Annotated in this window: 21 protein-coding genes and 4 pseudogenes; 15 read left to right on the forward strand and 10 right to left on the reverse strand. The window is 60.4% G+C overall.

All coding sequences use genetic code 11. The annotated features are described in order from the left end of the window. Positions 1-32: 32 nt before the first annotated feature. From IMCC21224_RS21180 to IMCC21224_RS21195, 4 genes are read left to right on the forward strand one after another with little or no spacing between them, the layout of a single operon-like run. The gene (locus IMCC21224_RS21180; RefSeq protein WP_047997548.1) at positions 33-1550 is read left to right on the forward strand and encodes a tripartite tricarboxylate transporter permease; all 1518 of its coding nucleotides are present in this window, start codon (positions 33-35) and stop codon (positions 1548-1550) included. Beyond that, complete coding sequence (locus tag IMCC21224_RS21185; protein WP_156178389.1) at positions 1547-2038, forward strand: hypothetical protein; 492 nt, start codon at positions 1547-1549, stop codon at positions 2036-2038. Before IMCC21224_RS21180 ends, IMCC21224_RS21185 begins: the two co-directional genes overlap by 4 nt. Before the next feature lie 12 nt (positions 2039-2050). Further along, positions 2051-3169: a thiolase family protein gene (locus IMCC21224_RS21190; RefSeq protein ID WP_047997550.1), complete on the forward strand. Its 1119-nt coding sequence runs from the start codon at positions 2051-2053 to the stop codon at positions 3167-3169. An 11-nt stretch (positions 3170-3180) separates the two neighbouring features. After that, positions 3181-3606, forward strand: a complete 426-nt coding sequence (locus IMCC21224_RS21195; RefSeq protein WP_047997551.1) for a Zn-ribbon domain-containing OB-fold protein — start codon at positions 3181-3183, stop codon at positions 3604-3606. A gap of 8 nt (positions 3607-3614) precedes the next feature. On the opposite strand, the gene IMCC21224_RS21200 is transcribed toward IMCC21224_RS21195, so the two are convergent. The 3 genes and pseudogenes from IMCC21224_RS21200 to IMCC21224_RS29010 all read right to left on the reverse strand — a co-directional run. After that, positions 3615-4652, reverse strand: coding sequence for a LacI family DNA-binding transcriptional regulator (locus tag IMCC21224_RS21200; protein ID WP_047997552.1), 1038 nt, complete (start codon positions 4650-4652; stop codon positions 3615-3617). A 184-nt stretch (positions 4653-4836) separates the two neighbouring features. After that, positions 4837-5082: pseudogene (locus tag IMCC21224_RS21205) on the reverse strand (transposase); the annotation flags it as partial. Between the two features lie 12 nt (positions 5083-5094). Next, positions 5095-5190: pseudogene (locus tag IMCC21224_RS29010) on the reverse strand (helix-turn-helix domain-containing protein); the annotation flags it as partial. A 143-nt stretch (positions 5191-5333) separates the two neighbouring features. Here IMCC21224_RS29010 and IMCC21224_RS21210 point away from each other — a divergent pair. The 7 genes and pseudogenes from IMCC21224_RS21210 to IMCC21224_RS21240 all read left to right on the forward strand — a co-directional run bounded on the left by IMCC21224_RS21210 (position 5334) and on the right by IMCC21224_RS21240 (position 12764). Further along, the gene (locus IMCC21224_RS21210) at positions 5334-6233 is read left to right on the forward strand and encodes an SMP-30/gluconolactonase/LRE family protein (RefSeq protein ID WP_053079133.1); all 900 of its coding nucleotides are present in this window, start codon (positions 5334-5336) and stop codon (positions 6231-6233) included. Positions 6234-6674: 441 nt separating this feature from the next. Beyond that, positions 6675-6918, forward strand: a pseudogene (locus tag IMCC21224_RS27335) (transposase); the annotation flags it as partial. Between the two features lie 555 nt (positions 6919-7473). Next, the gene (locus tag IMCC21224_RS21220; RefSeq protein WP_047997554.1) at positions 7474-9216 is read left to right on the forward strand and encodes a PQQ-binding-like beta-propeller repeat protein; all 1743 of its coding nucleotides are present in this window, start codon (positions 7474-7476) and stop codon (positions 9214-9216) included. An 80-nt stretch (positions 9217-9296) separates the two neighbouring features. Next, entirely contained in the window at positions 9297-10151 is an 855-nt protein-coding gene (locus tag IMCC21224_RS21225) for an ABC transporter substrate-binding protein (RefSeq protein WP_047997555.1), read from the forward strand. Next, positions 10148-11143 (forward strand): ATP-binding cassette domain-containing protein, encoded by a 996-nt coding sequence (locus IMCC21224_RS21230; protein WP_047997556.1) that lies wholly within the window; start codon positions 10148-10150, stop codon positions 11141-11143. The genes IMCC21224_RS21225 and IMCC21224_RS21230 overlap by 4 nt, the downstream gene beginning before the upstream one ends. Further along, entirely contained in the window at positions 11140-11961 is an 822-nt protein-coding gene (locus IMCC21224_RS21235) for an ABC transporter permease (protein WP_231582169.1), read from the forward strand. The genes IMCC21224_RS21230 and IMCC21224_RS21235 overlap by 4 nt, the downstream gene beginning before the upstream one ends. A gap of 23 nt (positions 11962-11984) precedes the next feature. Beyond that, positions 11985-12764, forward strand: coding sequence for an ABC transporter substrate-binding protein (locus IMCC21224_RS21240; RefSeq protein WP_197089277.1), 780 nt, complete (start codon positions 11985-11987; stop codon positions 12762-12764). Positions 12765-12767: 3 nt separating this feature from the next. Here the strand turns inward: IMCC21224_RS21240 and IMCC21224_RS21245 are convergent, their stop codons facing one another. The 4 genes from IMCC21224_RS21245 to IMCC21224_RS21260 all read right to left on the reverse strand — a co-directional run bounded on the left by IMCC21224_RS21245 (position 12768) and on the right by IMCC21224_RS21260 (position 15500). Beyond that, entirely contained in the window at positions 12768-13373 is a 606-nt protein-coding gene (locus IMCC21224_RS21245; protein ID WP_047997557.1) for a hypothetical protein, read from the reverse strand. Between the two features lie 19 nt (positions 13374-13392). Continuing rightward, positions 13393-13896 (reverse strand): cytochrome c, encoded by a 504-nt coding sequence (locus IMCC21224_RS21250; protein ID WP_197089278.1) that lies wholly within the window; start codon positions 13894-13896, stop codon positions 13393-13395. 1076 nt (positions 13897-14972) lie between these two features. Continuing rightward, a complete protein-coding gene (locus IMCC21224_RS21255) occupies positions 14973-15266 on the reverse strand; it encodes a CcdB family protein (RefSeq protein ID WP_047997559.1) in 294 nt (97 codons plus the stop codon). 12 nt (positions 15267-15278) lie between these two features. Continuing rightward, on the reverse strand, positions 15279-15500 hold the full coding sequence (locus IMCC21224_RS21260) for a type II toxin-antitoxin system CcdA family antitoxin (RefSeq protein ID WP_047997560.1): 222 nt from the start codon (positions 15498-15500) through the stop codon (positions 15279-15281). A gap of 426 nt (positions 15501-15926) precedes the next feature. On the opposite strand from IMCC21224_RS21260, the gene IMCC21224_RS21270 reads away from it, so the two are divergent. From IMCC21224_RS21270 to IMCC21224_RS21280, 3 genes are all read left to right on the forward strand, one after another. Next, a complete protein-coding gene (locus IMCC21224_RS21270; RefSeq protein ID WP_047997562.1) occupies positions 15927-16877 on the forward strand; it encodes a TAXI family TRAP transporter solute-binding subunit in 951 nt (316 codons plus the stop codon). 86 nt (positions 16878-16963) lie between these two features. Further along, positions 16964-18877, forward strand: coding sequence for a TRAP transporter fused permease subunit (locus IMCC21224_RS21275; protein WP_053079135.1), 1914 nt, complete (start codon positions 16964-16966; stop codon positions 18875-18877). A gap of 31 nt (positions 18878-18908) precedes the next feature. Beyond that, a complete protein-coding gene (locus tag IMCC21224_RS21280; RefSeq protein WP_047997563.1) occupies positions 18909-19925 on the forward strand; it encodes an amidohydrolase family protein in 1017 nt (338 codons plus the stop codon). 377 nt (positions 19926-20302) lie between these two features. On the opposite strand, the pseudogene IMCC21224_RS21285 reads toward IMCC21224_RS21280, so the two are convergent. After that, positions 20303-20893 (reverse strand): annotated as a pseudogene (locus tag IMCC21224_RS21285) (IS6 family transposase); the annotation flags it as partial. A gap of 174 nt (positions 20894-21067) precedes the next feature. On the opposite strand from IMCC21224_RS21285, the gene IMCC21224_RS21290 reads away from it, so the two are divergent. Beyond that, positions 21068-21601: a MarR family winged helix-turn-helix transcriptional regulator gene (locus IMCC21224_RS21290; RefSeq protein WP_197089279.1), complete on the forward strand. Its 534-nt coding sequence runs from the start codon at positions 21068-21070 to the stop codon at positions 21599-21601. On the opposite strand, the gene IMCC21224_RS26745 is transcribed toward IMCC21224_RS21290, so the two are convergent. Beyond that, complete coding sequence (locus IMCC21224_RS26745; protein WP_053079137.1) at positions 21598-22680, reverse strand: mandelate racemase/muconate lactonizing enzyme family protein; 1083 nt, start codon at positions 22678-22680, stop codon at positions 21598-21600. The genes IMCC21224_RS21290 and IMCC21224_RS26745 overlap by 4 nt on opposite strands. Next, on the reverse strand, positions 22677-24614 hold the full coding sequence (locus IMCC21224_RS21300) for a TRAP transporter fused permease subunit (protein WP_053079138.1): 1938 nt from the start codon (positions 24612-24614) through the stop codon (positions 22677-22679). Before IMCC21224_RS21300 ends, IMCC21224_RS26745 begins: the two co-directional genes overlap by 4 nt. Positions 24615-24652: the final 38 nt, after the last annotated feature.

Raw genomic sequence — 24652 nt, forward strand, 5'->3', positions numbered from 1 at the left:
TATTCGTCCTGGAATCCGCAGCGCGAGGTCTCATGAGCAGCCCAATTCTTGACGCTATAATATTTTTGTTCTCACTGGATAATCTTCTCTGGCTGGCACTTGGTACGTGCCTGGGCCTGATCGCCGGAACCTTGCCTGGCATCAGCGGCGTTTCAATGATGGCGCTTTTGCTTCCGTTCACTTACGGCCTGCCGCCGCAGACCGCGGTGCTGATGCTTGTGGGCGTCTATGCCGCGTCAGTCTATTCGGCCAGCACTGGCGGCATACTTTACAAGATCCCCGGCGACGCGGCGGGTGTGCCGGCGACGGTCGAAGGCCATGCGATGGCGCAGAAGGGAAAGATTGGTCTTGCATTGACCGCTGACATCTATTCGTCGTTTATCGGTTCGGTCATCGGCTTTCTGGGGACACTGGCGCTGACGCCGGTGTTCATCGAAATCGCACGGTCTCTTGGTACGGCAGAGCGTGGGCTCTTTGCGCTGTTCGCGCTGGTTCTGGCTGGAACGGGTGCGCTCTCTCGGGCCGACCCGCTGCGAGGGATGTTGGCCATCGGAATCGGTTTGATGGTTGGCACAATCGGGATGCATCAAGGCACCGGATTCATCCGCTACTTTCAACCCTATCCGCAGCTTTGGGATGGCATCAACCTCGTCTGGTTGATCGTGGGACTATACGCGATCCCTCAGACCTTTCGGCTGGTCACGCTCGAAAGCTATATCAAGGAAAACAAGGTCAGTCTGAAATTCGAAATTTGGCAAGAGACCAAGGCGTTCTTTGCCTACGTATCAACCCGAAAATGGCTTGTCCTCAAGACTGGTATGATGGGCACGATCGTTGGGGCGCTGCCCGGACTGGGCACGATCGCGGCGTCCTGGATCGGGTATCAGGAGGCATACCGAACGAGTAAGAATCCAGAAGAATTCGGCAAAGGGGCGCTAGAAGGGCTCATCGGGGCCGAAACGGCCAACAACGCCGCGGTTCCGACAACGCTTGTCCCGCTCCTTGCGCTTGGCATTCCGGGCAGCGCCGCATCAAGCCTGATCCTGGGGGCATTTCTGCTGGCCGGAGTCTATCCGGGGCCGCAGATGATGACCGTAAACCCGGAAATTATCTGGAGCATTCTGCTGGGCCTGTTTCTGACGGGCTTTTTCTTTGTCGCCTTCGGCCTGCCGTTTCATGGCCTGGCCGTGTACATCACAAAGGTACGTACGGCTTATCTGATACCTTGTATCGTCGGGTTTTCGATCATCGGCACCTTCATTGCGACAGGCTTTGTCGAAGGACTGTATGTCACCATCGCCGTCGGGATCTTCGCCGTCATTCTCGAAAAATGTGACCTGCCCGTTGCGAATGTACTGCTTGGCGCGATCCTTGGACCCATCATCGAACGCGAACTTTTGCGCGCCTTTCAGGTGGGCGGGATCGAGAGGTTCTTTCGCCCAGTCTCGGGTGTGCTGATTGCCATGATTGCGCTGCTACTGGCGGTCTCAATCTGGCGCGCGCTTGCAAGCACAAGGGGACCCCAACAGCGAAAGGAAGGTGCGGCGTGACATTCACAAACCCAATGAAAGACGGGCTGCTGGGGATCACGTTTCTTCTTGCGGCATTTCTCATTTACCTCGGAGTAGAAGATTATCCGCAGGTTGCAGCGGTATTTCCCAGGCTCATAGCAATCGGAATCTTCGCTGTATTTGGTGGGCTACTGATCGTCCGCGCGACGTTTCGGTGGCGTCTCGACACCGTCCCTTGCCAAAAGGCGGTGGATGACCCGGCGAACATGTCAGTGCAGTTCGATGCCAGAACCCTGGTCATGTCGGCGATCATCTGCAGCGCATTCTTCCTCGTCGGCTCTGTCGGTTTTATCGAAACCATGGCGCTTTTGTCGATCGCAAGCTGCGTGGTTTTCAAGATGAAGGCCAGCCATGCGGCGACCTTTGTTGTCGTGTTCTGCGCCATCCTTGTCGGCTTTCTGCTGCTTATGGGCGTCAGACTCCCCACCGGCCCGGCTTCGGGCTTTCTTTTCTCACTCTTCAACTGATCTGGAGGATTCATGGATCATTCCCCAAGCGGAAGGTTTGCAATTGCGGGGGTCGGAACAACGGCCTACGGCAACTTTCCCGACAAAGATGACTATACGCTTGCCGCAGAAGCATTTCAGGATGCGTTAGAAGACTGCGGTCTCGACAAGTCGCAGGCCGACGGCCTGCTGGTCAGCCGTCTTCCCCATTATGCACGCATGTCCGAAATCATCGGTATCGAACCCAGATGGACGCTTCAGCTTCCCGCGCACGGCCGCATGTCCGGCATCGGCATAATCGAGGCAATGGCCGCCATCGACGCGGGATACTGCGATTATGCCGTCCTGCTTTATGCCAACATCGGTCGGTCGCGCCGCGTGCATTATGGCGGCGACGAGGATCCCGGCTTCTGGGATCCGTGGGGCTTTACCTCGATGGGCGGTATTCACGCGATGATGTTTCGCGAACACATGGAACGCTACGGCACAACCACCGAACAGCTTGCCGAGGTTTCAGTCGCCTTCCGCCATCATGCGCAGCTTAACCCGTCTGCCGTGATGAAAAAGCCAATGACGGTCGAAGATCACGAAAATGCCCGGCCAATCTGCGAACCGCTACGCCTGTTTGACTACTGTCTGATCAACGACGGAGCGGTCTGCCTGATCGTCACGACAACCGAACGCGCCAAGGATCTCAAGAAGAAGCCGGTAAAGATTCTCGGTTCGGGAGCAAAGGATTCACTCAGGCATTCCTCCTACCCCGAGATGGATTTCTGGTACGAGCCGACGAAACTAGCGGGCAGGTCCGCTTACGAACAGGCTGGAGTCAGCCACAGCGACATCGACGCGCTGATGTGCTATGATAACTTCAGCCCGACGGTGCTGTTCAGTCTCGAAGGACTTGGATTCTGCGAGCGTGGCCAAGCCGGTCAGTTCGTCGAGGGAGGAGCGCTAAAGCTGGGCGGTCGCCTACCCACCAACACCGATGGCGGGCATCTCTCCAATTCCTACATGCAGGGCTGGGCGCTCAACATCGAAGCTGTCCGGCAGTTGCGCGGAGAATGCGGTGCGCGGCAAGTTCCGGATTGCAAGATCGTGCAATACGTCCAGTCGACGCCCTGCACACGTTCCATCATCTACGGCATCGAGTGAGGAGAGCTATAATGACACCTTCTGAAACCTCCCGCCTGCTGCGGCCCGAACCGAATATCACCAACCTCTCTGCTCCCTTCTGGGATCTTGCGAACGACAGAACGCTTGCAACCCCTAAATGCAGCAATTGCGGCGATCGTCACTTTCCGCCCGGGCCGAACTGTCCCACCTGTCTGTCAAAGGACCTGAAGTGGGTTTCAGTTTCAGGCCATGGCAAGCTCGTATCCTGGGTGATCTTTCATCAGGTCTACTGGGATGATGTGCGCGACGATGTTCCCTACCTTGTTGCAACTGTCGACTTGGACGAAGGCATTCGCCTGCTCAGCAATCTTGTCGGGTCAGCCGCAGAAAACCCAGAATACGGGATGGCATTGCAGGTCACTTTCCGCCCAAACACATCCGGTCGGCTGCTGCCGGTGTTCGAACGGGCCGACTGACCACCCGATTAGTCCTCGGACCAGAGATGCCTGATCTGGTCCGGGGGCGGCGCCGTAGTGCCGCGGATTTCAAGATGCGAGGCCAGCCGGATGTGATCCGGCACCACGTTTCCGGCCATCCGCGCCACCAGATAGTCGGCTGCGGTCTGGCCGATCTCGTACTCCGGCAGCCTTACCGTAGATAACGGAGGCGAAAGTTCAGACGCGAAATCGAAATTGCCGTGCCCGAAAATCGACAGTTCGCCGGGTACGTCCAGCCCCAGATCCTGCGCCGCAAAAAGCGTTCCCATCGCCAGAAGATCGTTGCCGCAAACGATCGCTGTAGGACGGTTATCCCGTCTGAGAATCTGCTTGGCAATGCTGCGCGCTTCGGACACCGAATAGCCGGATATCACGATATTTTCCTCTCGGAATGACATCTTCAGCCGCTTAGCCGTCAACCGCGCGACCTTGAGCCGCGAAGCCGCCCTGTCGTTGATCGAAATGTCACCAATGATCATGCCAAGTTCAGTATGACCAAGGCCCGCCAAATATTCGACGCTCGGTCCGATGGTCTGCGCATGGTCGAAACCACAGGACGGATGGGGCGAGGCCGCGTTGTAGACAAAGGTATTGATGAACGGAATCTTGCGTTGGTTCAGCAGGTCATAGATCGCTGGGTCGCGCTGCTCCCCGATCAGCATGATCCCATCGACACTCTTTCCGATAAAGGTGTGGACGCGTTCGAACTCGGCCGCGAAATCGTATTCGGTCGTTGCCAGCAGAAGAGAATAATTTTGTTCGGTCAGACGTTTCTGAAAGGCCGTGATAACCTTGGCAAAAAACGAATTCTCAATCGTCGGTATGATCGCGCCGACAGTTCGAGTGTGCTGCAACGCCAGCGCCCTTGCAACGCCGTGCGGAACGTAGCCCAACCGCGTGATCGTCTCAGTGACTTTGACACGGGCCTTGTCGGTTACGCTCTTGGGCTCGTTCAGAGCCCGGGAAACGGTGGCCGTCGACAATCCCGATTCCCGCGCGACATCCAGAAGAGTGACCCGTTCCACACCGGGAACATTGCGCCGCCTCCGTAGTCTGGAGGGCGTTGGGGGCGCCATTTTTGGGTCTGCATCTCCGCCTTCGTCAACTGCCATTCATTGCCATCCGTGCAAGTTATCGCCCTCCCGACATCGTCAGGGTTGTCGCAGTACATGTGAAGTCACGCTGAAGCGCGATTTCTGTAGGTTCAGGTTATCTTGTTCCAGGCTTTCCTTCCAACAGTTTTGCGCGGAATACCTCGGCAGGGGGTTGATAGCCGGGGCACTTGGGCGGCGTCGCGTTGAGGCGGGCGCAAATCGACTTCAAATATCGATTTGTGAACGCAGTGGGATCGGCCTTGCGTGGCAGGTAGCGGCGCAGACGGTTGTTGGTGTTCTCTACCGTACCTTTCTGCCACGGTGACTGCGGATCACAGAACCACGGATCAACGCCTAAACCCGCGCGATGCAGATTGTCGGCGATCTCTTTGACAGCTAGCTTCGCTTCAAGCCATTTGGCCAGCTTGCGACGTTCTTCGAGGTTCAGGTGAGGGTAGCAGCGTCCCATTGATCAACTCCATGCAAGGTTCTGGTTTAATACAGAATTTGCACTTCATTTGTGAATCCATCACTGCTATCGCTTGAAAGCGGATAATTTTTACTATCTTGCGATACCGAACAATAAAAATCTAGTAAAATAAGGCATTAAGTATGGAAGGCAAAGCTTTTACGGTCGTGCACGAGTCCTTCAAATACACGGTTCACACGGCTTCTGTCGACGCTTTGGGCGAGGTTCCCACGTGGCGTCCAGAAGAGCAGGCGCTCTACTGGATCGATGTGCGGCGGCCGTGTCTCTATCGGCGGGATTGGGCCACAGGCGCACAGAGGCAGTGGATAATGCCAGAGACCATCGGTACATATGTTTTCCGCGATGACGGCAATGTGCTCGTTGGCTTACAGTCCGGGATCGGAGTGTTCGATCTGAACAGCGGGACGCTGAGGATGGTCGCCGCACCTTATGCGGATCTCCCGGACATGCGGTTCAATGACGGCCATTGCGACCGCCAGGGTCGGTTGTGGATCGGTACGATGGACAATCTGAAACGTGGCGCAGATGGCGTGCTGTTCCGATTGGATGACCGTGGACTGGTGCAGATGGCGGATCAGGTCGTCGTTCCCAACAGCCTTTGCTTTTCGCCTGATGGGACGGTGATGTATTTCTCGGACGGACGGGATCCGACCATTTGGGCCTTCACGCTGGACCCGGAAACCGGAGATATTTCCGATCGTCGGGTGTTTGCAGAGATGCAGAGCGGCGGGGCCCCGGATGGGGCCACTGTGGACTGCCAAGGCTGCCTCTGGAGCACACAGTACGGTGCGAGCCGGATCGACGTGTTTGCGCCGGACGGATCTCTGAAGCGGGTCATTCCCGTGCCAGCCGTGCAGCCCACCTGCGTCGCTTTCGGTGGGGCAGAGATGCAGACTTTGATCGTCACAACGGGGCGACAAAACATGAGCGACTCGGCGCTAGCTGCCGATACGTTGGCCGGGGCTGTGTTATCTCTGGAAGTAGATGTGGCGGGTCTTGAGGAGACACCGTTTCGGTTCTGACTAAGCGGCGCTATTCCGGTCAGCGGTTTGCGAAAGCCTCCAGTGCCGCCCCCGCAGGCATCGAGGCGGCCGAGCATAGTTTGACCGCGCTCTACGCTTTCGGCCTGAGATTGAGGCTGTGCAGGGAGCTGCCCACCCACAGCCATACGAGATGCCCCGGAGTCCATATGGTGCCAAGGATAGCGAGCTTGGTCGTATTCTCGTACAGCAGGTTTCCCGGTGCGTAGGAATCCGCCGGACAGAGAAATTCATGTCCGATATGTCCTGCCCGGCGCGCATTTCCGAGGCCTGAACAATTTTGATCTGGATGCGCCGATCCGGCACCTTGAGGAAGCGCGGCAGACGAGCCTTGGCGAAAATGGCGATATCGGCCCGAGAGAGGTGTGCGCGATCCTGGAAATGTCAGCCCAGGTCGGGGACGCCGACAATCTGCATCGCGCGGGTTTGGGCGTTGATCCGTGGCTCTGTGATCCGCAGTCACCGTGGCAGAAAGGCACGATCGAGAACACCAACAACCGTCTGCGCCGCTACCTGCACGCAAGGCCGATCCCACTGCGTTCACAAATCGATATCTGAAGTCGATTTGCGCCGCCTCAACGCGACGCCGCCCAAGTACCTCGGCTATCAAACCCCTGCCGAGGTATTCCGCGCAAAACTGTTGGAAGGAAAGCCTGGAACAAGATAACCTGAACCTACAGAAATCGCGCCTCAGCGTGACTTCATAAGACCCGGGGCGACTTGAAAAATACTTACCTCGATGGGACGCCGTGATCGTTTAGATGTCGAGGACGTCATAGTGTTCGCGGAACAGACTCGAAATCAACGTCGCGTGGTCGGTGACACATTGTTGCAGGCTGGCTTTCTGAGCCCGCCTCATGAGTCCTCAAGATCAGGAGTCGCCACACCACAGATCAGACGCTGTTACGATGACAGACGCGCAAAAAGCCTTGTCCCCCAAATGAACGGCGTAAAACAGTGATAATGCCGATGAAAATAAGAGATTTTGCAAGCTGGAGCGGACCGTCAAGCGCTGGTGAGCGCAGTCAACACGACCGCTCTAGGGAAGAAATCTGTGGACACTTTAACTTTTGTCTTTGACGGATGAGCGGGCCGAACATACGATCAAAAATGTTAAGACCAGTGCGACGATCGGGCGCAGAAACGGCGTTCCGGAGAACAGAAAAGTTGCGCACCGGTGGAGCCGGAATATACCGTTCCGCTCCGGGAGGAGGATTTTCTAATGACGAAGTTGAAGGCCACGTTCCTGGTGTCCGCGGTCGCCCTAGGGGTGAGCGCGACATTCGTGATGGCGCAGGAGAGCGCGATCGACAAGGTGACCCCGGTCACCGATGAAATGCTGCTGAACCCGCCCGATGGTGACTGGCTGCAGTGGCGCCGCACCTATGACGGTTGGGGCTACAGCCCGCTGGATCAGATTAACAAGGAAAACGTCAAGGATCTGAAACTGGCCTGGTCCTGGGGCATGACGCCCGGCGGCCGGTCGCAGGAGACTCCGCTGATCCATGACGGGATCATGTACATCCAGAACTCGACCCACCTGATCCAGGCGCTGAACGCGGCCACCGGCGATCTCATTTGGGAATACCAGTACGATCTGCCCGATGACGTGCCGCCCAACGGCGAACGGTCCAAGTCGATCTACGGCGACAAGCTGATCATTTCGACCCGCGATGCGCATCTGATTGCACTCGACACCAAGACGGGCAAGCTGATCTGGGACCAGCAGGTCGCCAACAGCAAGTTCGGCTTTGGTTTTACCAGCGGATCGATCATCGCCGACGGGGTCATCGTTCAGGGCATGACCGGGTGCAGCAACGCGCAACCCGGGGGCTGCTTCTTTACCGGCCACGACGTCGAGACCGGCGAAGAGCTTTGGCGCGTCAACACCATCGCGCGTGGCGATACGCCCGAGGGCAACAGCTGGAACGGCATTCCGCTGGAAAGCCGTCATGGTGGCTCTGCCTGGATCGCGGGGTCGTATGATCCCGAGCAGAAACTGATCTTTGCCGGTGTTGGCCAGCCCTATCCATGGATCGCCGAGATCAGCGGGCTGCTTCCCAAGAGCTCGGATCCGAACGTCACAAACAACGCTCTGTATACTGACTCGACCCTCGCCATCGACGTCAAGACCGGTGATCTGAAGTGGTATCACCAGTATCTGCCGAACGACTCCCTCGACCTTGACTATGTCTACGAGCGTCTGCTCATCGATCTTCCGCACGACGGGACGGACCGGAAGATGGTTGTGACCAGCGGCAAAATCGGCATCATCGAGGCGCTCGACCGGACCACGGGCGAATGGCTGTGGTCGAAAGAGACTGTGCCGCAGAATGTGGTGCTGTCGATCGACCCCGAAACCGGCGAAAAAACCATCAACCCCGATGTCATTCCCCATATTGGCGAAACCACCTACAACTGTCCGGCCGATCCGGGTGGTCGGGCATGGCAGGCCACCGCATACAGCCCGCGGACACAGGCACTGTATATGCCGACGGTCGAATTCTGCTCGAACACAACACCGCAACCCTTGGATCCCGGAGAGATCTACACAAGCGGTGGCCGGGCAACCTTTGACCGGGTGCCGACGGCAGACAGTGACGGCAACATCGGCCAGGTCCGTGCCATCAAGCTGACTGACCAGTCGGATATGTGGATGTACCGCCAGCATCCGCCGATCACCAGCTCGACCCTGCCGACAGCCGGCGGCGTCGTCTTTGTCGGCAGCCTTGACCGCAAGTTCTTCGCTCTGGACGACGAAACCGGCGAAGTATTGTGGACCAGCGGCAAATTGCCCAATGCGCTTGAATCCTTCCCGGTCAGCTACGAGGCTGACGGCAAGCAGTACATTGCCGTGGTTACGAACTGGGCCTCTGGCCTTGGCCGTCTGGCGTCGCTGACACCAGAAGTAAAACTGCCGTCGGACAATCCGCACGCTGTCTATGTGTTTGCACTGCCCGATTGATCGCCTGAACGTATGGTGAAACCCGGCGCGGGCGGGTCTGGAGGTTTCCAGTCCGCCCGTTGCCTGTCCGAGGTCAGAATTTGCCCGTCACTTGTCTGTTTCCACGCCTCATCGGCGCGGTCCTATCGCTTGCAACGGTCGTGCTGCTCTGCCCGCCGGTTTCGGCGGACGAGCCGGAGTTCTTTGACGTCCCCTTTGCAGATGGTCAGTGGAATATCGGTCGGCGGCTGGACGAATCCAAACTGCGCTATTGCGTCGATCCGCGCGATCCGGGGTGGGAGGTCGCCGGGGCGATTGCGGATGCAATCGCCGGGGCACTTCTGCTCGAACCCGAGCGGTACGTGGTCACAAGCGAGATCGTTTCCGAGGACATCACCAAGGCCTACGAATTGTTGCTGAAACATTGTGACATGCACATGGGTTTCAAGCTGATCCCAGACGGATATGCCACCTGGTCCTTCCTGACCCGACCCTATTTCGAAACGGACTATGCCTTTGTGACCGCTTCACCTGCGCTTGAAAAGCTCGGCGATCTGGAACCGGGGGGCAAGATCGGCGCTACACTGGGAACCTCGGCGCATCTGCGTCTGGTGTCCTATCTCACGGCCATGCCGGTCGCGGATCGCTGGTCGGCATTTCCCATGGGCACCAACACCCAGGCGCTTGCCTCTCTTGTCGCCGGAACGGTGGACCTCGCGCTGGTCTGGGCGCCGAGCCTGTGGGCGATGCAGCGCAGCGACCCGAACGCGGCCAAACTGCACGTGATCGCCCCGGCCCCCCTGCCCCAGACAACGCTGGGTGTGGGCGCCTTGATGCTGTCAAACCAGACGTTCCTGCGCACCGCCGTAGACGAAGCCATCGCCGCCCTCAGCGCTGACGGAACGCTCGTGGGTATCCTCGACAGCTACGAATTTCCGGCGTCGGTGGTGCCATGAGCGCCGACTCGCGGACACCGACCGCGTTGCGGGTCGACGGCGTGTCGAAACGCTATGGGCGAACGCTGGCGCTGGATGATGTCAATTTCGAGGTGCCGTGCCGGTCGCTCTTTGCCCTGCTTGGACCGAACGGCGCGGGCAAGACCACGCTGATGCACATTCTCAGCACTCTGTTACGGCCCGACAATGGCAAGGCCTTTGTCGCGGGGTTCGACACCTCGACACAGCCACTTTCGGCGCGGCGCAAGCTGGGTATCGTTTTTCAGGAGCCCAGCCTTGATGACCGGCTTTCGGTGCGCGAGAATTTGGAACTGCACGGTCTGGTCTATGGCGTGCCGCGCAAGATCAGGCGCCAGCGCATCGACGCGCTGATGGCGCTGGTGGAACTGACCGACTGGGCCGACAAGCCCGCGCGCACCCTGTCGTCGGGCATGAAACGGCGACTCGAAATTGCCCGCGCGCTGATCCACGACTCAGAGATCCTGCTATTGGACGAACCCACGGTCGGGCTGGATGCACAAACCCGCGAGCGGATCTGGCATTATATCCGCGAGCTTCAGCGCGAACGTGACATCACCGTTCTGGTCACCACCCATTACATCGAAGAAGTCGAAGCCTGTGACCAGGTCTGCGTGATCGACCGCGGCAAGGTGCTGGCCGACGGCAGCCCGGCAGAGTTAAAACAGCGCTACGGGCAGCAACTGCTGCGCGTCGTGCCAAAGACCGAGGCGGATCATGCCGCGCTCGCCGCGCGCTACGTCGACCGGATCAGCGCGGACCGCGCAGATGCGCTGATCCTGACCTCTGACGATGCCTTTTCCGAGGGGTTTCTGGCCGAGCACGGCGCGCGCATTCGGGCGCTGTCAATCGAAGTGCCCAGCCTAAATTCGGTGTTCCTGACCCTGACAGGGCGCGAGATCCGCGATCAGGCCGCCAGCGCGCGGGATCAGACGCGGGCGTTCGGCAAGATCGGCGGGGAACATACGCGATGACAGAACGCTCGGTTCTGATGGTCCAGGTGATCGGGATCTACGCGCTGTGGCTGCGCGAGGTGAAGCGGTCGCTGCGGGACCGCGGGCAGCTGATCGGCGGGGTCAGCCGACCGATTCTGTGGGTGCTGATCATGGGCATCGGACTCAATCCCTATTTCCGGGGCGAGGTCTACGGTCAGGTGACTTTTGTCGTGCCGTACACCTACCTTCAGTTCATCTTTCCCGCTGTCATCGCGCTGAACATCCTTTTCACCTCGGTGCAGGCGGCGGTCTCAGTCATCTGGGACCGCGAATTCGGCTTCCTGCGCGAGGTGCTTGTGTCGCCGCTATCGCGCGGCTCGATCCTGCTGGGCAAGGTGCTGGGCGGGGCGACCGTGGCGGTGCTGCACGGCTGTCTGGTCCTGCTGCTGGCCAAGTTTGCGGATGTCAGTCTGACCCTGCCCAAGATCCTTGAGACGCTGGGGCTGATGGCCATGCTGGCCTTTGCTCTGACCTCGCTCGGGGTGGTCATCGCGAACCACATCCGCAGCTTTCAGGGGTTCGGCGTGTTTTCCAATGCGGTCATCCTGCCGCTCTATTTCACGTCGAGTTCGGTGTTCCCGCTGGATCCGGCCCTGACAAGTGCGCAAACGCGGGTGGTCTATCCCGACTGGCTGGTGACGGTGGTCGAATGGAACCCGCTGACCTATGCGGTGGATGCCCTGCGCGGCGCGCTGATCGGGTTCAATCAGTTCGACCCGCGCCTTGGCATCGCGATTATGGGTATCTCGGGCGTGGTGTTGTTCGCTGTCGCGCTTTACGAATTCCGCCGGGCGTGATCCCGGTGGTCGGTTTGCACAGGGTGGCACGGGATCTCGCGGGGCTGGCCACTGTTGTCGCCCTGCTGTTGCTGGTTACGTTCCTGCCGCCGGATACCTCACTGTCGGAACTGCGCAAGACCGGCACGCTCAAGGTCTGCGTGCCGACGGCCTATCCGCCGCTGGTGACGGGCGACGCCGCCGCACCCGGCATAGATATCGAGCTGATCCGCGCCATTGCCGACCGCCTCGAGCTGGCCGTGTCGCTGAACGAGAATCCCGCCATGGGCCGCGATTTCAACCCGCGGAACTGGCGGCTCAGCCGTGCAGCCTGCGAAATCATCGCCGGCGGTGTGGTCGACACCGACCTGACGCGGTCCTTTCTGGAAACAAGCCCGTCTTACGCTACGACCGGCTGGGCCAGCCTGTCCCCTGAACCGCTGACCGACGGCCTGTCGGGCCGCACGGTTGGCGTTCTGACGATCTTGTCGGGGCTCGACCGGATCGGGCTGTCCAGCTACCTGCGGGCGCAGGGCGTCACGGCCCGCATCCTGCCCCGCCCCGATGCGCTGGTCGCCGCGATTGCCGCAGGCGAGGTTTCCGTCGGCATCACCGAGGCATTGCTGGCCGCCAGTCTGGCACACCCCGAGGGCTGGACAACGCGACCCCTGCCGCCCGAGCTGACCCGCTACAGGCTGGTGTTCGGCCTCTGGAAGGGCGATCTGACTCTGAAGCGCGCAGTGGACCGCGCCATTGCCGACATGGCCGCGGACGGCGAAATCGAGGCGATCCTGAAAAAATACCTTGGCGCGCGGCGGTTCTAGGCCTTAGCCATTCGTCACCGTCAAGGACAGCAAGGCAAAGACTGGCATCAACACCGATTGCAGGACGCCAGTTGTCAACAGCACCAGCAACAGGGCTGTCGTCACCCAGACGGCCTGAACGGGCACCTTCAGCCCCACCGCCGCCAGCAGGTGCGCGCCGGTCAGGGGTGGAATCGGCAACAGGTTCAGGATCGCCATCCACAGGCACATCCGTGCCGCAGTGCGCAAAACAGCCGCCGCCGTCAACGCGGTGGTGTAGGGCAATCCCTCCAGCGCCGGACGCACCAATGCGAGGCAGACCAGCGCCGTGACAACTAACGCAACGGTCCCCGCGAAAACCACAACCACCAGCCCTGCACGCCCCGACCGCATCGCGCCCGGGTCGATGGCAACCGGCCGTGTCCAGCCTATGCCCGTGACCACGGCCGCCAGCGCGCCGAAAAGATCGAGATGAACAATGGGCACAGCCGTCAGGCGTCCGTCGTGACGCGGCCCCCTGTCACCCAGCAGAACTGCCGCGCCCGCCACAGCGGCCCCGTGAAGCCCCGCAATGATCACGATTGCGACAAGCCGCATCCCGATCTGCGAAAGTGTCAGATCGTTCAGCATACCGACCGACCGGCCGCGATCACTTGGTCATGGTCAGAAGATCGAGCGCATCAAGGTCGTCGGGCAGCGGCGCCCCTTCGGAAAAGCCGTTCCGGTCAAGGATATAGGCCATGAGGTCGGCATATGTGCTCGCCGAATACCGCCCCGGGTTGCTCGGCGGCATCGCGCTGCTCATGTACCCGAACAGACCCGAGGCATTCATGTCATCCGAGTATTTCGTGAGGAAACTCACACTGCGCAACGATGCCCCACCGTTCATCCCGCCCTTGAGATCCTTGCCATGGCAATCCTCGCAGTCTTTCTGGTACTGCGCCTTGCCACGATCGGACTGTTCGGCCGAATAGGACACCGGACGTTCTTGCGGCGTCGCGTCGGCCTGCGCGAGGAAAATCCTCTCGGGGCTGTCGGCTGCATCGGTCGTACCGTGCAGCGGCGATGCCGACGACAATAGTGGCACCGCAAAAGCACTGAACCCCAGGGTCAGCGCGACGCACCTTGCGGTGCGTGAAATGGTCAGCGTCATTGATGTCCTCCCAGTCATCATCCGGTCGCCCAAGGACAGGGCGCCGGGCCACCGTTCAAGGAACACGCGGCCCGTCAGAAGGCCAGAAAAGCCCATGCAGGGATCGTATGCAAGGCCGATTTTCACATCCATCAGAGGGTTGCACCTCCTCTTGCCGAGATCGAAGTCGGCAGCGCACCTGCCTGTCCCGGTCTGGTCTACGCTGGTGCCACATGGACAACCGAAGGCGTGCTCGGCCCTGTCGATATCTTGTGGACAATTTCTGGCGTCGGACAGGTACAGTCACCGCTACCTAACTGAAAGTAGGCATATATTCAACGAACGGCGCTCCATCACGCCGAACACCTAGCCCCGTCAGCTTTCTATATATTTGCGCGCACTTACTGATGAATTCGTTGTTGAAAACAAGAGCTACGCGGGCAGAGCAGCATGAGAAACCTTCTGGGCTCAGAAACGCTTGGTGCCCTCAGTGAAATACTGGATGTGTCAATCTCGGCGACAAAAGGGGGCCATTTATTGGCGCAAAATTGGGCCACGCGGCAACCCGCACCATCCAAGAGGAGAGCAATTCGTCACGGAATGGACGAGGAGCCACGGGAAGCCGGATCACCCCGGTCATACTGGCACCGGGGACTGCATGTTTTTTTCGAGATTGGCGGCGACCAGTCTGCGTCATCGACATCAATGGCAGAACCAAGTTGTCCCCAAAACTTTCGACATCAAGCCTTTCCCGGTCAGAAAAAACGATCGCTTCCGCTGCGGTCTCCATCAAACGAAATATGTGCGCCGTCACACCGGAGGTCAGCATAAGGATTCGTGCCCTAGTCGCCGCGCTGGTCAGATCGGATGGTTTGCGCGATGGCAAGATGTGCCGATGCTTTTCAAAAGCTCGGCAAAATCCGCATCGTTCTTCCAGGGCTTCAGATGAAAGGCTTCGAACCGCTCCGCCAGTTGGGCATCCAGTCGCGCGACGGTTAGAGGCCATCAATCGCACCCTTCCCGTGCGAAGGCAGCGAGAAAGGTGATTGCCTGACGAAGCCATAAGGCTCCGCTCCTTTGAGGTTGGGATCGGGGGGCTAAACGCCGTCGATCAAGATATCCAGAGCACGCTTTAATGCGTCTCGATGCTCGGCGAGAGACCCAATGCGGTCAATCAGTTCCACACCGGGAACGGCGGCCAGTTCCTGCGTACGGACGATCCACGTCGCCCCATCCACCTCGACAGAAGGTGTCAGATCCGGGAACGCTGTATAGCGCCCGGCTTCACGCAGAGGGGCCACGATGCGAGACGCGTCGATGCCGATCAGATCGGTTTGCAAGTCAACAACAAGCTGCCCGCCCCTAAGGCGATAGAGATCAAACTGTGCCATGTCAGAGAAACCCTAGAAGCTTCGAAACTGAGTGAGCGGCAATCCGTCTTTGGCGACCTCCTTGGCATAGGCATTGATCGCGTCTTCGTTCTCAATCCGCCACAGACGGTTGCGCTCAGACTTGGCCGCATCGGCGATCGCCGCCTCCGCAAGGCGAGACATGTTAAGCCCAAGCGCGCGAGCGGCTTCGGCCACGTCCGCATCCAGCGTCAAATTCACTTTTATCCGCCCCATCAAAGCCTCTTGGAGTATACGTATGACTAAGGAGTATAAGTCAAACACCTCAACATCGCAAGACGGGTCAGACCTATTGCTCTGCCCTCTCACGTCGCAGATTCCGGTGCACTCGATCAGCTAGAAACCGCACGGGATTACGGTAGCCCTCAAGGCGGCGTCCGGAAATCTGGCTGAACATCGGCACGCGCTACGACCAACCAACATTATGGTCAACAACTTGGCGATGCCATTTGAGGTTCTGTCGGTGGTTGGTTCCGACTTTCGCATGGCTCGGCCAGCTACGACAAAATTCGGTATTGTATATCTCAACTTTATAATGTTGAATTTCCCGGAAGCGTCTGGGCTACTGTGGACCGCTGCCAAGACCGTAAATGCGATCCAAAAAAATCCGGGCGCAACGACGTTCATCCAGGGAGGAAGACAATGAAAATCCGTATACTTGCCGCCGCAGCCACGTTCGGTGTGCTGGGGGCCAACGCTGCCATGGCGCAACCGCTGGGCATTGGCACCATGGGTCAGGGCACATCTGGCTATTCGATGGGGGCCGCGATCTCTTCTGTTCTGGCAGACAACGGCGTCAACGCGCTGGTGCAGCCGGCCGCAGGCACCAGTGCCTTTTTACCGCTGGTGCAGACCGGAGAGTTGGATTTCGGTATTGCCAACGCCATGGAGATTGGCGAGGCGATCAGCGGACAGGAAGCATTCGAGGGTCGTCCGCTGGCCGATCTGCGCATGGTGACGCGGCTGTTCCCATTTCGGGTCGGCGTGTTTGTACGCGACGACAGCGGGATCGAAGCGATTGCCGACCTTGCCGGTCACAGCCTGACCTATGGATTTACCAGTCAGGTCACGCTGAACCGGGCGCTGAACGCGATTCTGGCTACCGCCGACCTTGGCGCCGATGACATCGAACCGGTGATGGTGCCCAACGTGGTGCGCGGCGCCGATGATTTTTCCGCCGGACAGGCCGATGCGGCGTTCTTTGCCATGGGGTCGGGCAAGGTGTCCGAAGTCGATGCCTCGGTCGGCGGGCTGCATTTCCTGCCGCTGGCAGATGATGCGGAATCGTTGGCCCGTTTACAGGCCATCGTGCCGCAGGCCTATATCCAGACCGTCGACCCGGCCCCCAACCTGACCGGTGTGGACGCGCCGATGCCGGTGATGTCCTACGATTACGTGCTGGTTGCCGGAACCCATGTCCCTGATGAGGTAATCGCCCAGGTAGTCAAGGTTCTGAATGAAAACCAGCCTGCGCTGGCCGAAGCATTCGCCAGCTTTTCCAAGATGGAGCCGGACGCCATGTACCGCGAAATGGGTGTGCCGTGGCACGAGGGCGCGCTGGCAGCCTATCGCGAACTTGGTCAGGTTGACTGAACAGTGATGGCCGCTCGCGTGGTGGCCAAACTCTTGCGCCGTCGGGATGAAAATCCGACGGCACATTCCGCTGGACGAGAGAACACATGACCATGACCGCATCACGACTGGACCGGACGCTTGCGGGTATCGCCTGGCTATTGGCGACGCTGATGACGCTGGCCGCCATCAGCTATGCGCTGGACGTGCCGCGTCGCCTGTCGATGGCGCTGTTCACAGAACAATATCTGGCGCTGATCCTCGCCTTTACACTGGGGATTGCGTTTCTTAAATATCCGCTGTTCTCGGGCTGGTTCCGGCTGCTGGATCTGCTGTTGTCTGTTCTGGGGTTTGGTGCAGCGATGTATGTCGCGCTGTTCTACCCCGTTCTGGTCAACGAGCTGGTGTACAAACCACTGAGCGGCGTCATCATCGCAGTGATCATCACGCTTTTGACGGTCGAGGCGGTGCGACGCGCCACCGGCTGGGGGCTGACGCTCGTGGTGGCGGGGTTCCTGCTGTACGGCTTGCTGGGGCATCTGCTGCCGTTCGGGCTGTCGCGCCAGATCCTGCCGGACCGGTTGTTTATCTATTCCGCCATGGACACCAATGCGCTGATCGGACTGCCACTGATGGTGGCGTCGATTGTGGTCTACGGCTTCATCCTGATGGGGCAGGTGCTGCAACGGTCGGGCGGCGGCGCGTTCTTTAACGATCTGGCGCTGGCGCTCGTCGGGCGCACAACTGGCGGGGCAGCCAAGATCGCGGTGGTTTCGTCCTTCCTGTTTGGCTCGGTCTCGGGCAGTGCGGTGGCCAATGTGGTGGCGTCGGGCGTGGTCACGATTCCGATGATGAAGCGCGCGGGCTACAGCCCGAAATTCGCCGCCGCGACCGAGGCGCTTGCCTCGACCGGTGGTCAGCTGGCGCCGCCGATCATGGGGGCTGCGGCCTTCTTGATGGCCGAATTTTTGCAGGTCTCTTACGCCACGGTGGTCGCGGCGGCGCTGATCCCGACGCTGCTCTATTACTTCTCCATCGGGCTCTATGTGCATATCCATGCCAGTGCGGCGGGCCTCAGCATCCCCGACGATGTCGAGATTCCGCGGGTGCGCGATGTCGTGCTTGACGGCTGGCATTTCATCCTGCCCTTTGTGATCCTGATCTGGACCCTGTTTGGCCTGAATTGGCGGCCCGAAGTGTCAGCCCTGGCGGCGGCGGGTAGTCTGGCGGCGCTGTCGCTGGTCGTGCCCTACCGGGGTCAGCGGGCGCGGCTGCGCGACATCCTAAAGGTGATCCCCGAAACCGGCAGTTCGGTGGTCGAGATCATCGCGATTTCCGCCGCGGCCGGCATCGTGATCGGGGTGCTCAACCTGACCGGGCTGTCGTTTGCGCTGACCTTGCAGTTGGTGCAGCTGGCGGATGGCAACATGATCCTGCTGCTGGTGATCGCGGCGTTGGTGTCGATCGTACTCGGCATGGGAATGCCGACCGTGGGGGTCTATGTGCTGCTGGCCAGCCTTGTCGGCCCGGGGCTGGTGCGGGCCGGGATCGACCCGGTCGCGGCGCATATGTTCCTGCTGTATTTCGGGATGTTGTCGATGGTGACGCCGCCCGTCGCCATGGCTAGCTTTACCGCCGCCGCCATTGCGCGCGCCGACCCGATGCAGACCGGCTGGCAGGCGGTCAAGATGGGCTGGGTCGCCTACCTTATCCCCTTTGTCTTTGTGTTCGAGCCGGGGCTGGTGATGCGCGGCACCTGGGGCGACGTGATCTGGAGCGCGGTGCCCGCCGTGATCGGTGTGATCTTTGCCACCGGCGCGATCTACGGCTATATGTGGCGCCCCCTGCGGCTGGCCGAACGTCTGGCGATGATGGCGCTGGGGCTGATCGCCCTGCTGCCGCTGGATCTGGGGGGCCAGTCCCGCCATCTGATCAGTCTTGCCGCGCTGGCGGCGGGGCTGGCTCTGCTGCTGATGATCCGTCGCAACGCCCCGGCCCGACCCCTTGAAACCGGCCATTGAGAACAGGCCAGAACAACCCGATGGAAAACACATGAAAAAGATCGACGTCTTTAACCACATCTGGCCCGAACCGTTCTTTGAGGCGCTGATCAAGCAGATTGGTAGCATGAGCGACATGACCAAGCGGTCGGGTGACGTGCCGATGATGACTAGCCTCGACCGCCGGTTCGAGGTGATGGACATGTTCGGCGACGACTATTGCCAGATCCTGTCGCTCGCCTCGCCGCCGCTGGAAAAGTTCGGCGATCCGGCCATCGCGCTTGAGCTGTCGCGCATCGGATCGGATTCCATGGCCGAGCTGTGCCAGAAATACCCCGAGCGGTTCCCCAGCTTTATCGGCACGGTGCCGATCACCCACCCCGACGGGTTGGTCGAGGAATCGCGCCGCGCGATCGAGGATCTGGGCGCCGTGGGGATGCAGGTGTTCACCAATGTCGCGGGCAAACCGCTGGACCTGCCGGAATACGCGCCGTTCTTTGACTATATGAACAGCGTCAAGAAACCGGTCTGGCTGCACCCGGCGCGGGGCCAGAACTTTGCCGATTACGACAGCGAGGACCGGTCGGAATACGAGATCTACTGGACCTTTGGCTGGCCATACGAGACCTCGGCCGCGATGGCGCGGATGGTGTTCTCAAAATTCTTCGACCAATGGCCCGATCTCAAGGTCATCACCCACCATGCGGGCGGCATGATCCCCTATTTCGAAGGCCGCGTCGGCGCCGGATGGGACCAGATGGGCGCGCGCACCTCGGACCGCGACCTGTCGGTGGTCCGCACCTCGCTCAAGCGTCCGCATCTTGAGTATTTCAAGGAATTCTATGCCGACACCGCGTCCTTCGGGTCGCGCAAGGCAGTGGAACACGCTATCGAATTCTTTGGCGAGGATCGGGTGCTTTTCGCGTCGGACGCGCCGTTCGATCCCGAGGGCGGGCCCTATTACATTCGCGAGACGATCAAGCTGATCGAGTCGCTCGACATCAGCGATGAGCTGCGCCGCAAGATCTTTGTCGGCAACGCGGAAACACTGCTGGGCCGGAAATTCTGAGACACGCCATCCGGCCCCGGGGAAACCCGGGGTCGGTCGAACATGCGCCCGGCCCAGACTGGGTGCGCCGAGGGTCCAGGCCTGTGGCAGCACCCGTCCCGCCGCTTGTGCAAGACGGGTCAGCGCAGCGTCTTCGTCCAGGGTCAGGTCGTGGCTGGCTAAGCGCCCCGCTGTTTGCCCCACGGCCCTGAGCGGGCCAGAACAACCCGGTTGCGGCGTCAGCGCAGCCAGCAAATCCAGCTGGATCTTTTCCGCCGACAGCTCTGCCGCCTTGACCTTGTCGCGCACGGCCTCGGTGACCGGGGGTGGCGCGGGGGTGGGGGGAGGTCCCTATTTTCAGCTGACGCCGCACCGCAGGTCAACCACCTGACAATGCCGTATAAAGTTGTGGTACGTTGATAGCGGCGGGGGCGAAAAATAAGGTTGATTGGTCATGCGCGGATAGAAACCTCTGAATATGTAGGTGGGATTTGAACCGGCCAAATATCTTCTCTCGTTTGCGGGTCGGGTGGTGCGACATTTAGATCGCGTTGTTTAGATCTTTGTTGGCGCGATGGTCAGCGTCCGGGGCGAGTGTTTTGATCGGTTTGATAGAGTTTCGCAATTTGTCGGTGACGACCGCCCCCGGTTGGTCAAACCTGGCAACCAGTCTTTTGAAAAGCGCTTTGCCGCTTTGGCATTTCTGCGGGTTTGTACAAGAATATCAAGTACGTCTCCATCCACATCGATCCCGCGCCACAGCCAGTGTTTCTTGCTACGGATCATGATCACAACTTCGTCCATGTGCCACTTGTCCTTTGACCGTGGACGATCCCGTCTGATGCAATCTGCAAAGTCTTGACCAAAGTGATTGACCACAGCCGGATCCCTTCCCGGCTGACAATCACACCCCGCGCAGCTAATAGGTCTTCAACATCGGCCGTGCTCAAGACCAACCGGCGGTACGCCCAGACAGCGTGGGCAATGATCTCACCAGGGCAGCGGAAGCCTTAGAGGCGCGGCATATCATTTGCAAAATTCATGGGGCTGACTGCAACACGGTCACAAAACTCCAATCGTCATCACAACACTCTGTTCTTGCGCCTGAAACCATATAGGTTACATTGTCAACAAGTAGGTTTTGACGTTATATGGAGCTCTTCGTGAGGATTGACGGGATCGGGCAGGATGACGACGACATCCGTTATCTGTTCTCCTACAACCTTCAGCGGTTAGCCTCCCTGTCGTCACGGATTGCGTTGCTGGACATCAAACCTAGCTTTGGCATCAACATTCATGACTGGCGGGCGATGGCGGTGCTGGATTTCCTCGGCGTTGCGCCTCTGCACACGCTGGCTAAACGCGCGGGCGTACAGAAAAGCCAAATGAGCCGCACCGTCTCGGCGCTGGAAGAGCGCGGCTTCATCGAGCGTGAGGTGAATCCCGAAGACAAGCGCAGCGTGCATTTGCGGCTGGCCCCGGCAGGACGCAAGCTGGTGGCCGATATCCTGTCCGCATCGCGGGAACGCAACCGTCAGATGCTGCAGCACCTGACCGAGGACGAGCGTTGCGAACTCATGCGGCTGATGGAAAAGATCACTGTGGGATCGCTCGACTACCTGCGTGCGCTCAAGGGCGAAGGTGAGACCCGCCGCCCGCCTCCGCCCGCCACAATTTTTGAGACCGAGATCCTTTAACCCGTCCACTCCGCCAACCACGGACTCTGACGAATCTGTCCGAAACCCGGTCCTTTCTGGGGGATCAACAGGCCGTCCCTGACGGTGGGCCAAAGGTGGTCGCCATCATCGAAATGGGCGAATTCTGCGCATTCCGCCGGTCCCTTGGTCGGGCACAACGCGGCAAGCGTAGCGGTGGCGAGGGTGACAAGCGGGCCGCCAAAGGCGGTCCCAAGTCGGGCATAGACACCGCGACCCGCCCCGCGCAATGCCATGTCGCGCGAGGGCAGCAGCCCGCCCGAGCGGGCAAGTTTCAGGCTGATGCCATCGGCAGCCTCTGCCGTCAACACGGCGTCAAGATCATCGGCGTCAAACAGCCCTTCATCCGCCTCGATCCGCGCGTGCGACTGCTGTCGAACCGTGGCCAGTGAAGCGCGGTCGTTGGCGGGCACAGGCTGCTCCAGCGACCAGATGTCGTGGGGGCGCAGGGCGCGCTCCAGTCGCAGGGCGCCGCAGGTGTCATAGGCCTGATTGGCGTCCACGGTCAGGGTGATGCCCGCTCCCACGGCGCCGCGCACGGCGGCGATGCGGGCGATATCAGCTTCGTGGTCTCCAGTCCCCTTCAGCTTCAGGGCGCGATAGCCCTCGGCCACCAGCGACCCGGCGATGTCGGCCATGCGGACCGGGGATTTCACCGGGATGATGCGCAGAACCTCGACAGCCCGTGGTGCCCCACCCAGCATCGCGGCAACAGAGGCACCGGCACCGCGCGCCGCAAGGTCGAGCAGTGCCATTTCAGCGGCGGACCGGGCAGCGTTGCGCGCCCTTGAACAGGGTCCAAGCCGCGCCACGCAAGCGTCCAGATCCGACAGATCCGCCGCCAAGAGACCCGCTGCGATGCTACAGGCGGTGGTCTCAAGCACCTCGGGCGTGGTGTCGAGATGCGGCAGGAAGGGCGCATAACCCTCTCCCATCCGGTCACCGGCCCGAAGCGCCACCCGCACGCCGAGCAATTCCGGCACATCCCGGCCCGCATAGTGCCACTCGGGGTCAAGGTTGCGGTGCGTTACCGGGGCGACGGACCAGGCCTCAATCCTCATCGCGCAGTGGCGCGCTGTTTGCGCCTCAGCAGACCGTAGCCCATGATACCCACGAACAGCGCCAGCCCCAGCACATCGGTATGCGCCTCGGGGATCAGCAGGCTCAGCCCCGCCGCCCCGGCGATCATGCGAGGGATCAGGGACAGACGGCCTACGAAGTGCAGATAACCCTCAAAGGCGCAGGCGATAAGCCAGATGGCGATGCCCGCCGTGCCGATGGATTGCAGCACCTCCCACAGCCCGCCGCGCAGGATCAGCGCGGGGTTCAGCACAAAGGCAAAGGGCAGGATGAACAATACCGAACCCAGGCGCATCGCCTTCAACCCGGTGCGCAGATTGCCGCTGCCTGCGATCCCTGCCGCGACCACGGCGGCGAGCGCCACGGGCGGGGTGATGTAGGACAGCATCCCCCAATAAAGGATGAACAGATGGCTCGCCACCACGTCTAGTCCCTGCTGGGTCAGCGCCGGGCCCAAGATGATGGCGAGGAAAATGTAGCAGGCCGAGGCCGTCATTCCCATACCCAACACAAAGCTGGTCAGCGCGCCAAAGATCAGCAGCAGGTAGACATTGTCACCCGCCGCAAACACCAGCTCGCGCGACACTGAACTGCCGACGCCCGTGATCGACAGCGATCCGACGATCAGCCCGATCCCCGCAAGGATCCCGTAAAGGTAAGCAGACGAGCGTCCGGTTTCGACCAGCGTTTCGGTGATCAAGCCCCAGATCGCGCGCGGGGTGCGCAGGATGGCGATGGCCAGCATGAACCCGGCGCTGAAGAAGGGCGCGCTACGCTCCATATGGGCGAACAGGATCAGCCCGACCAGCATCAGCACACCGACCAGATGTGGCCAGCCCTCGCGCAGGGTGTCGCCAAGGTTCGGCAGTTCGTCTTCCGGCAGGCCGGACAGCCCGTTGCGCGCGGCATAGGCGTCGACCTGCAAGAGCAGCGCCGCATAGAACAGCACGGCGGGCAGGATCGCGGCGGACACGACGGTGGAATAGGGCACGTTCAGGAATGACGCCATGATAAAGCCCGCCGCCCCCATCACCGGCGGCATGATCGACCCACCAGTCGAGGCGCAGGCCTCCACCGCGCCGGCGTAATGCGCCGGGTAGCCGCAGCGCTTCATCGTGGGGATAGTGAACGCCCCAGTCGAGATGACGTTCGACACCACCGACCCCGAAAGCGAGCCGAACAGCCCCGACGAGATGATCGACACCTTGGCAGGCCCACCCCGCGCCCGTCCCATCAGGGCCGAGGCGAAATCCATAAAGAACTTGCCGCCCCCGGTCACGGTCAGCGCCGCCCCGAACAGCAGGTAGCCAATGACCAACTCGCTCACCACCTGCACCGGCACGCCGACAATCGCGCCCGAGCCCATGACAAAGGCCGAAAGCGTCTCGCGCGGGGTATACTGGCTGCCCCACAGCAGGCCGGGCATGTGATCGGCAAAGATCGGGAAGACCGCAAAGGCGAGGCAGATGCAGAACAGGACCGTGCCACCCGTGCGTCGCAGCCCTTCGAGGATCAGCAGAAACAGCGCAAGCGCCGCCAGCGTCGGGGCAGTCGGCGCTTCGAAATCCCAGCCCCGGTTGATGATGTCCCCAGCGATCGAGGCGAAATAGCCCCCTGTCGCCAATGCGATGGCGGCAAAGGCCCAGTCGTACAGTGGCACGCGGAATTCGTCTGCCTGGCGCATGGGAAAGGTCAGGAAAAGTATCGAAAAGAACATGCCGATCAGCGCGTAGTAGAACCCGGTGGAGGGAAGCTGAAAGCCCCCGATCCGCAGCAAAAACACTTGGTTCGCTACCAGCAGCAGCGCCAGCGCGGTGATCGGAAAGACCACCCAGCGCGTCTGATGCAGGCGCGTGGTTTCGGGTCGGACGTCAGTTGCGGAAATGTCGGGGTGAGTCATTGCAGCGTCGACCATGGCGAACCTGTCTGGAAAAGAGGGTGCGGCCGGGAAAG

The organism is Puniceibacterium sp. IMCC21224 (assembly GCF_001038505.1).
GTDB lineage: Bacteria > Pseudomonadota > Alphaproteobacteria > Rhodobacterales > Rhodobacteraceae > Puniceibacterium.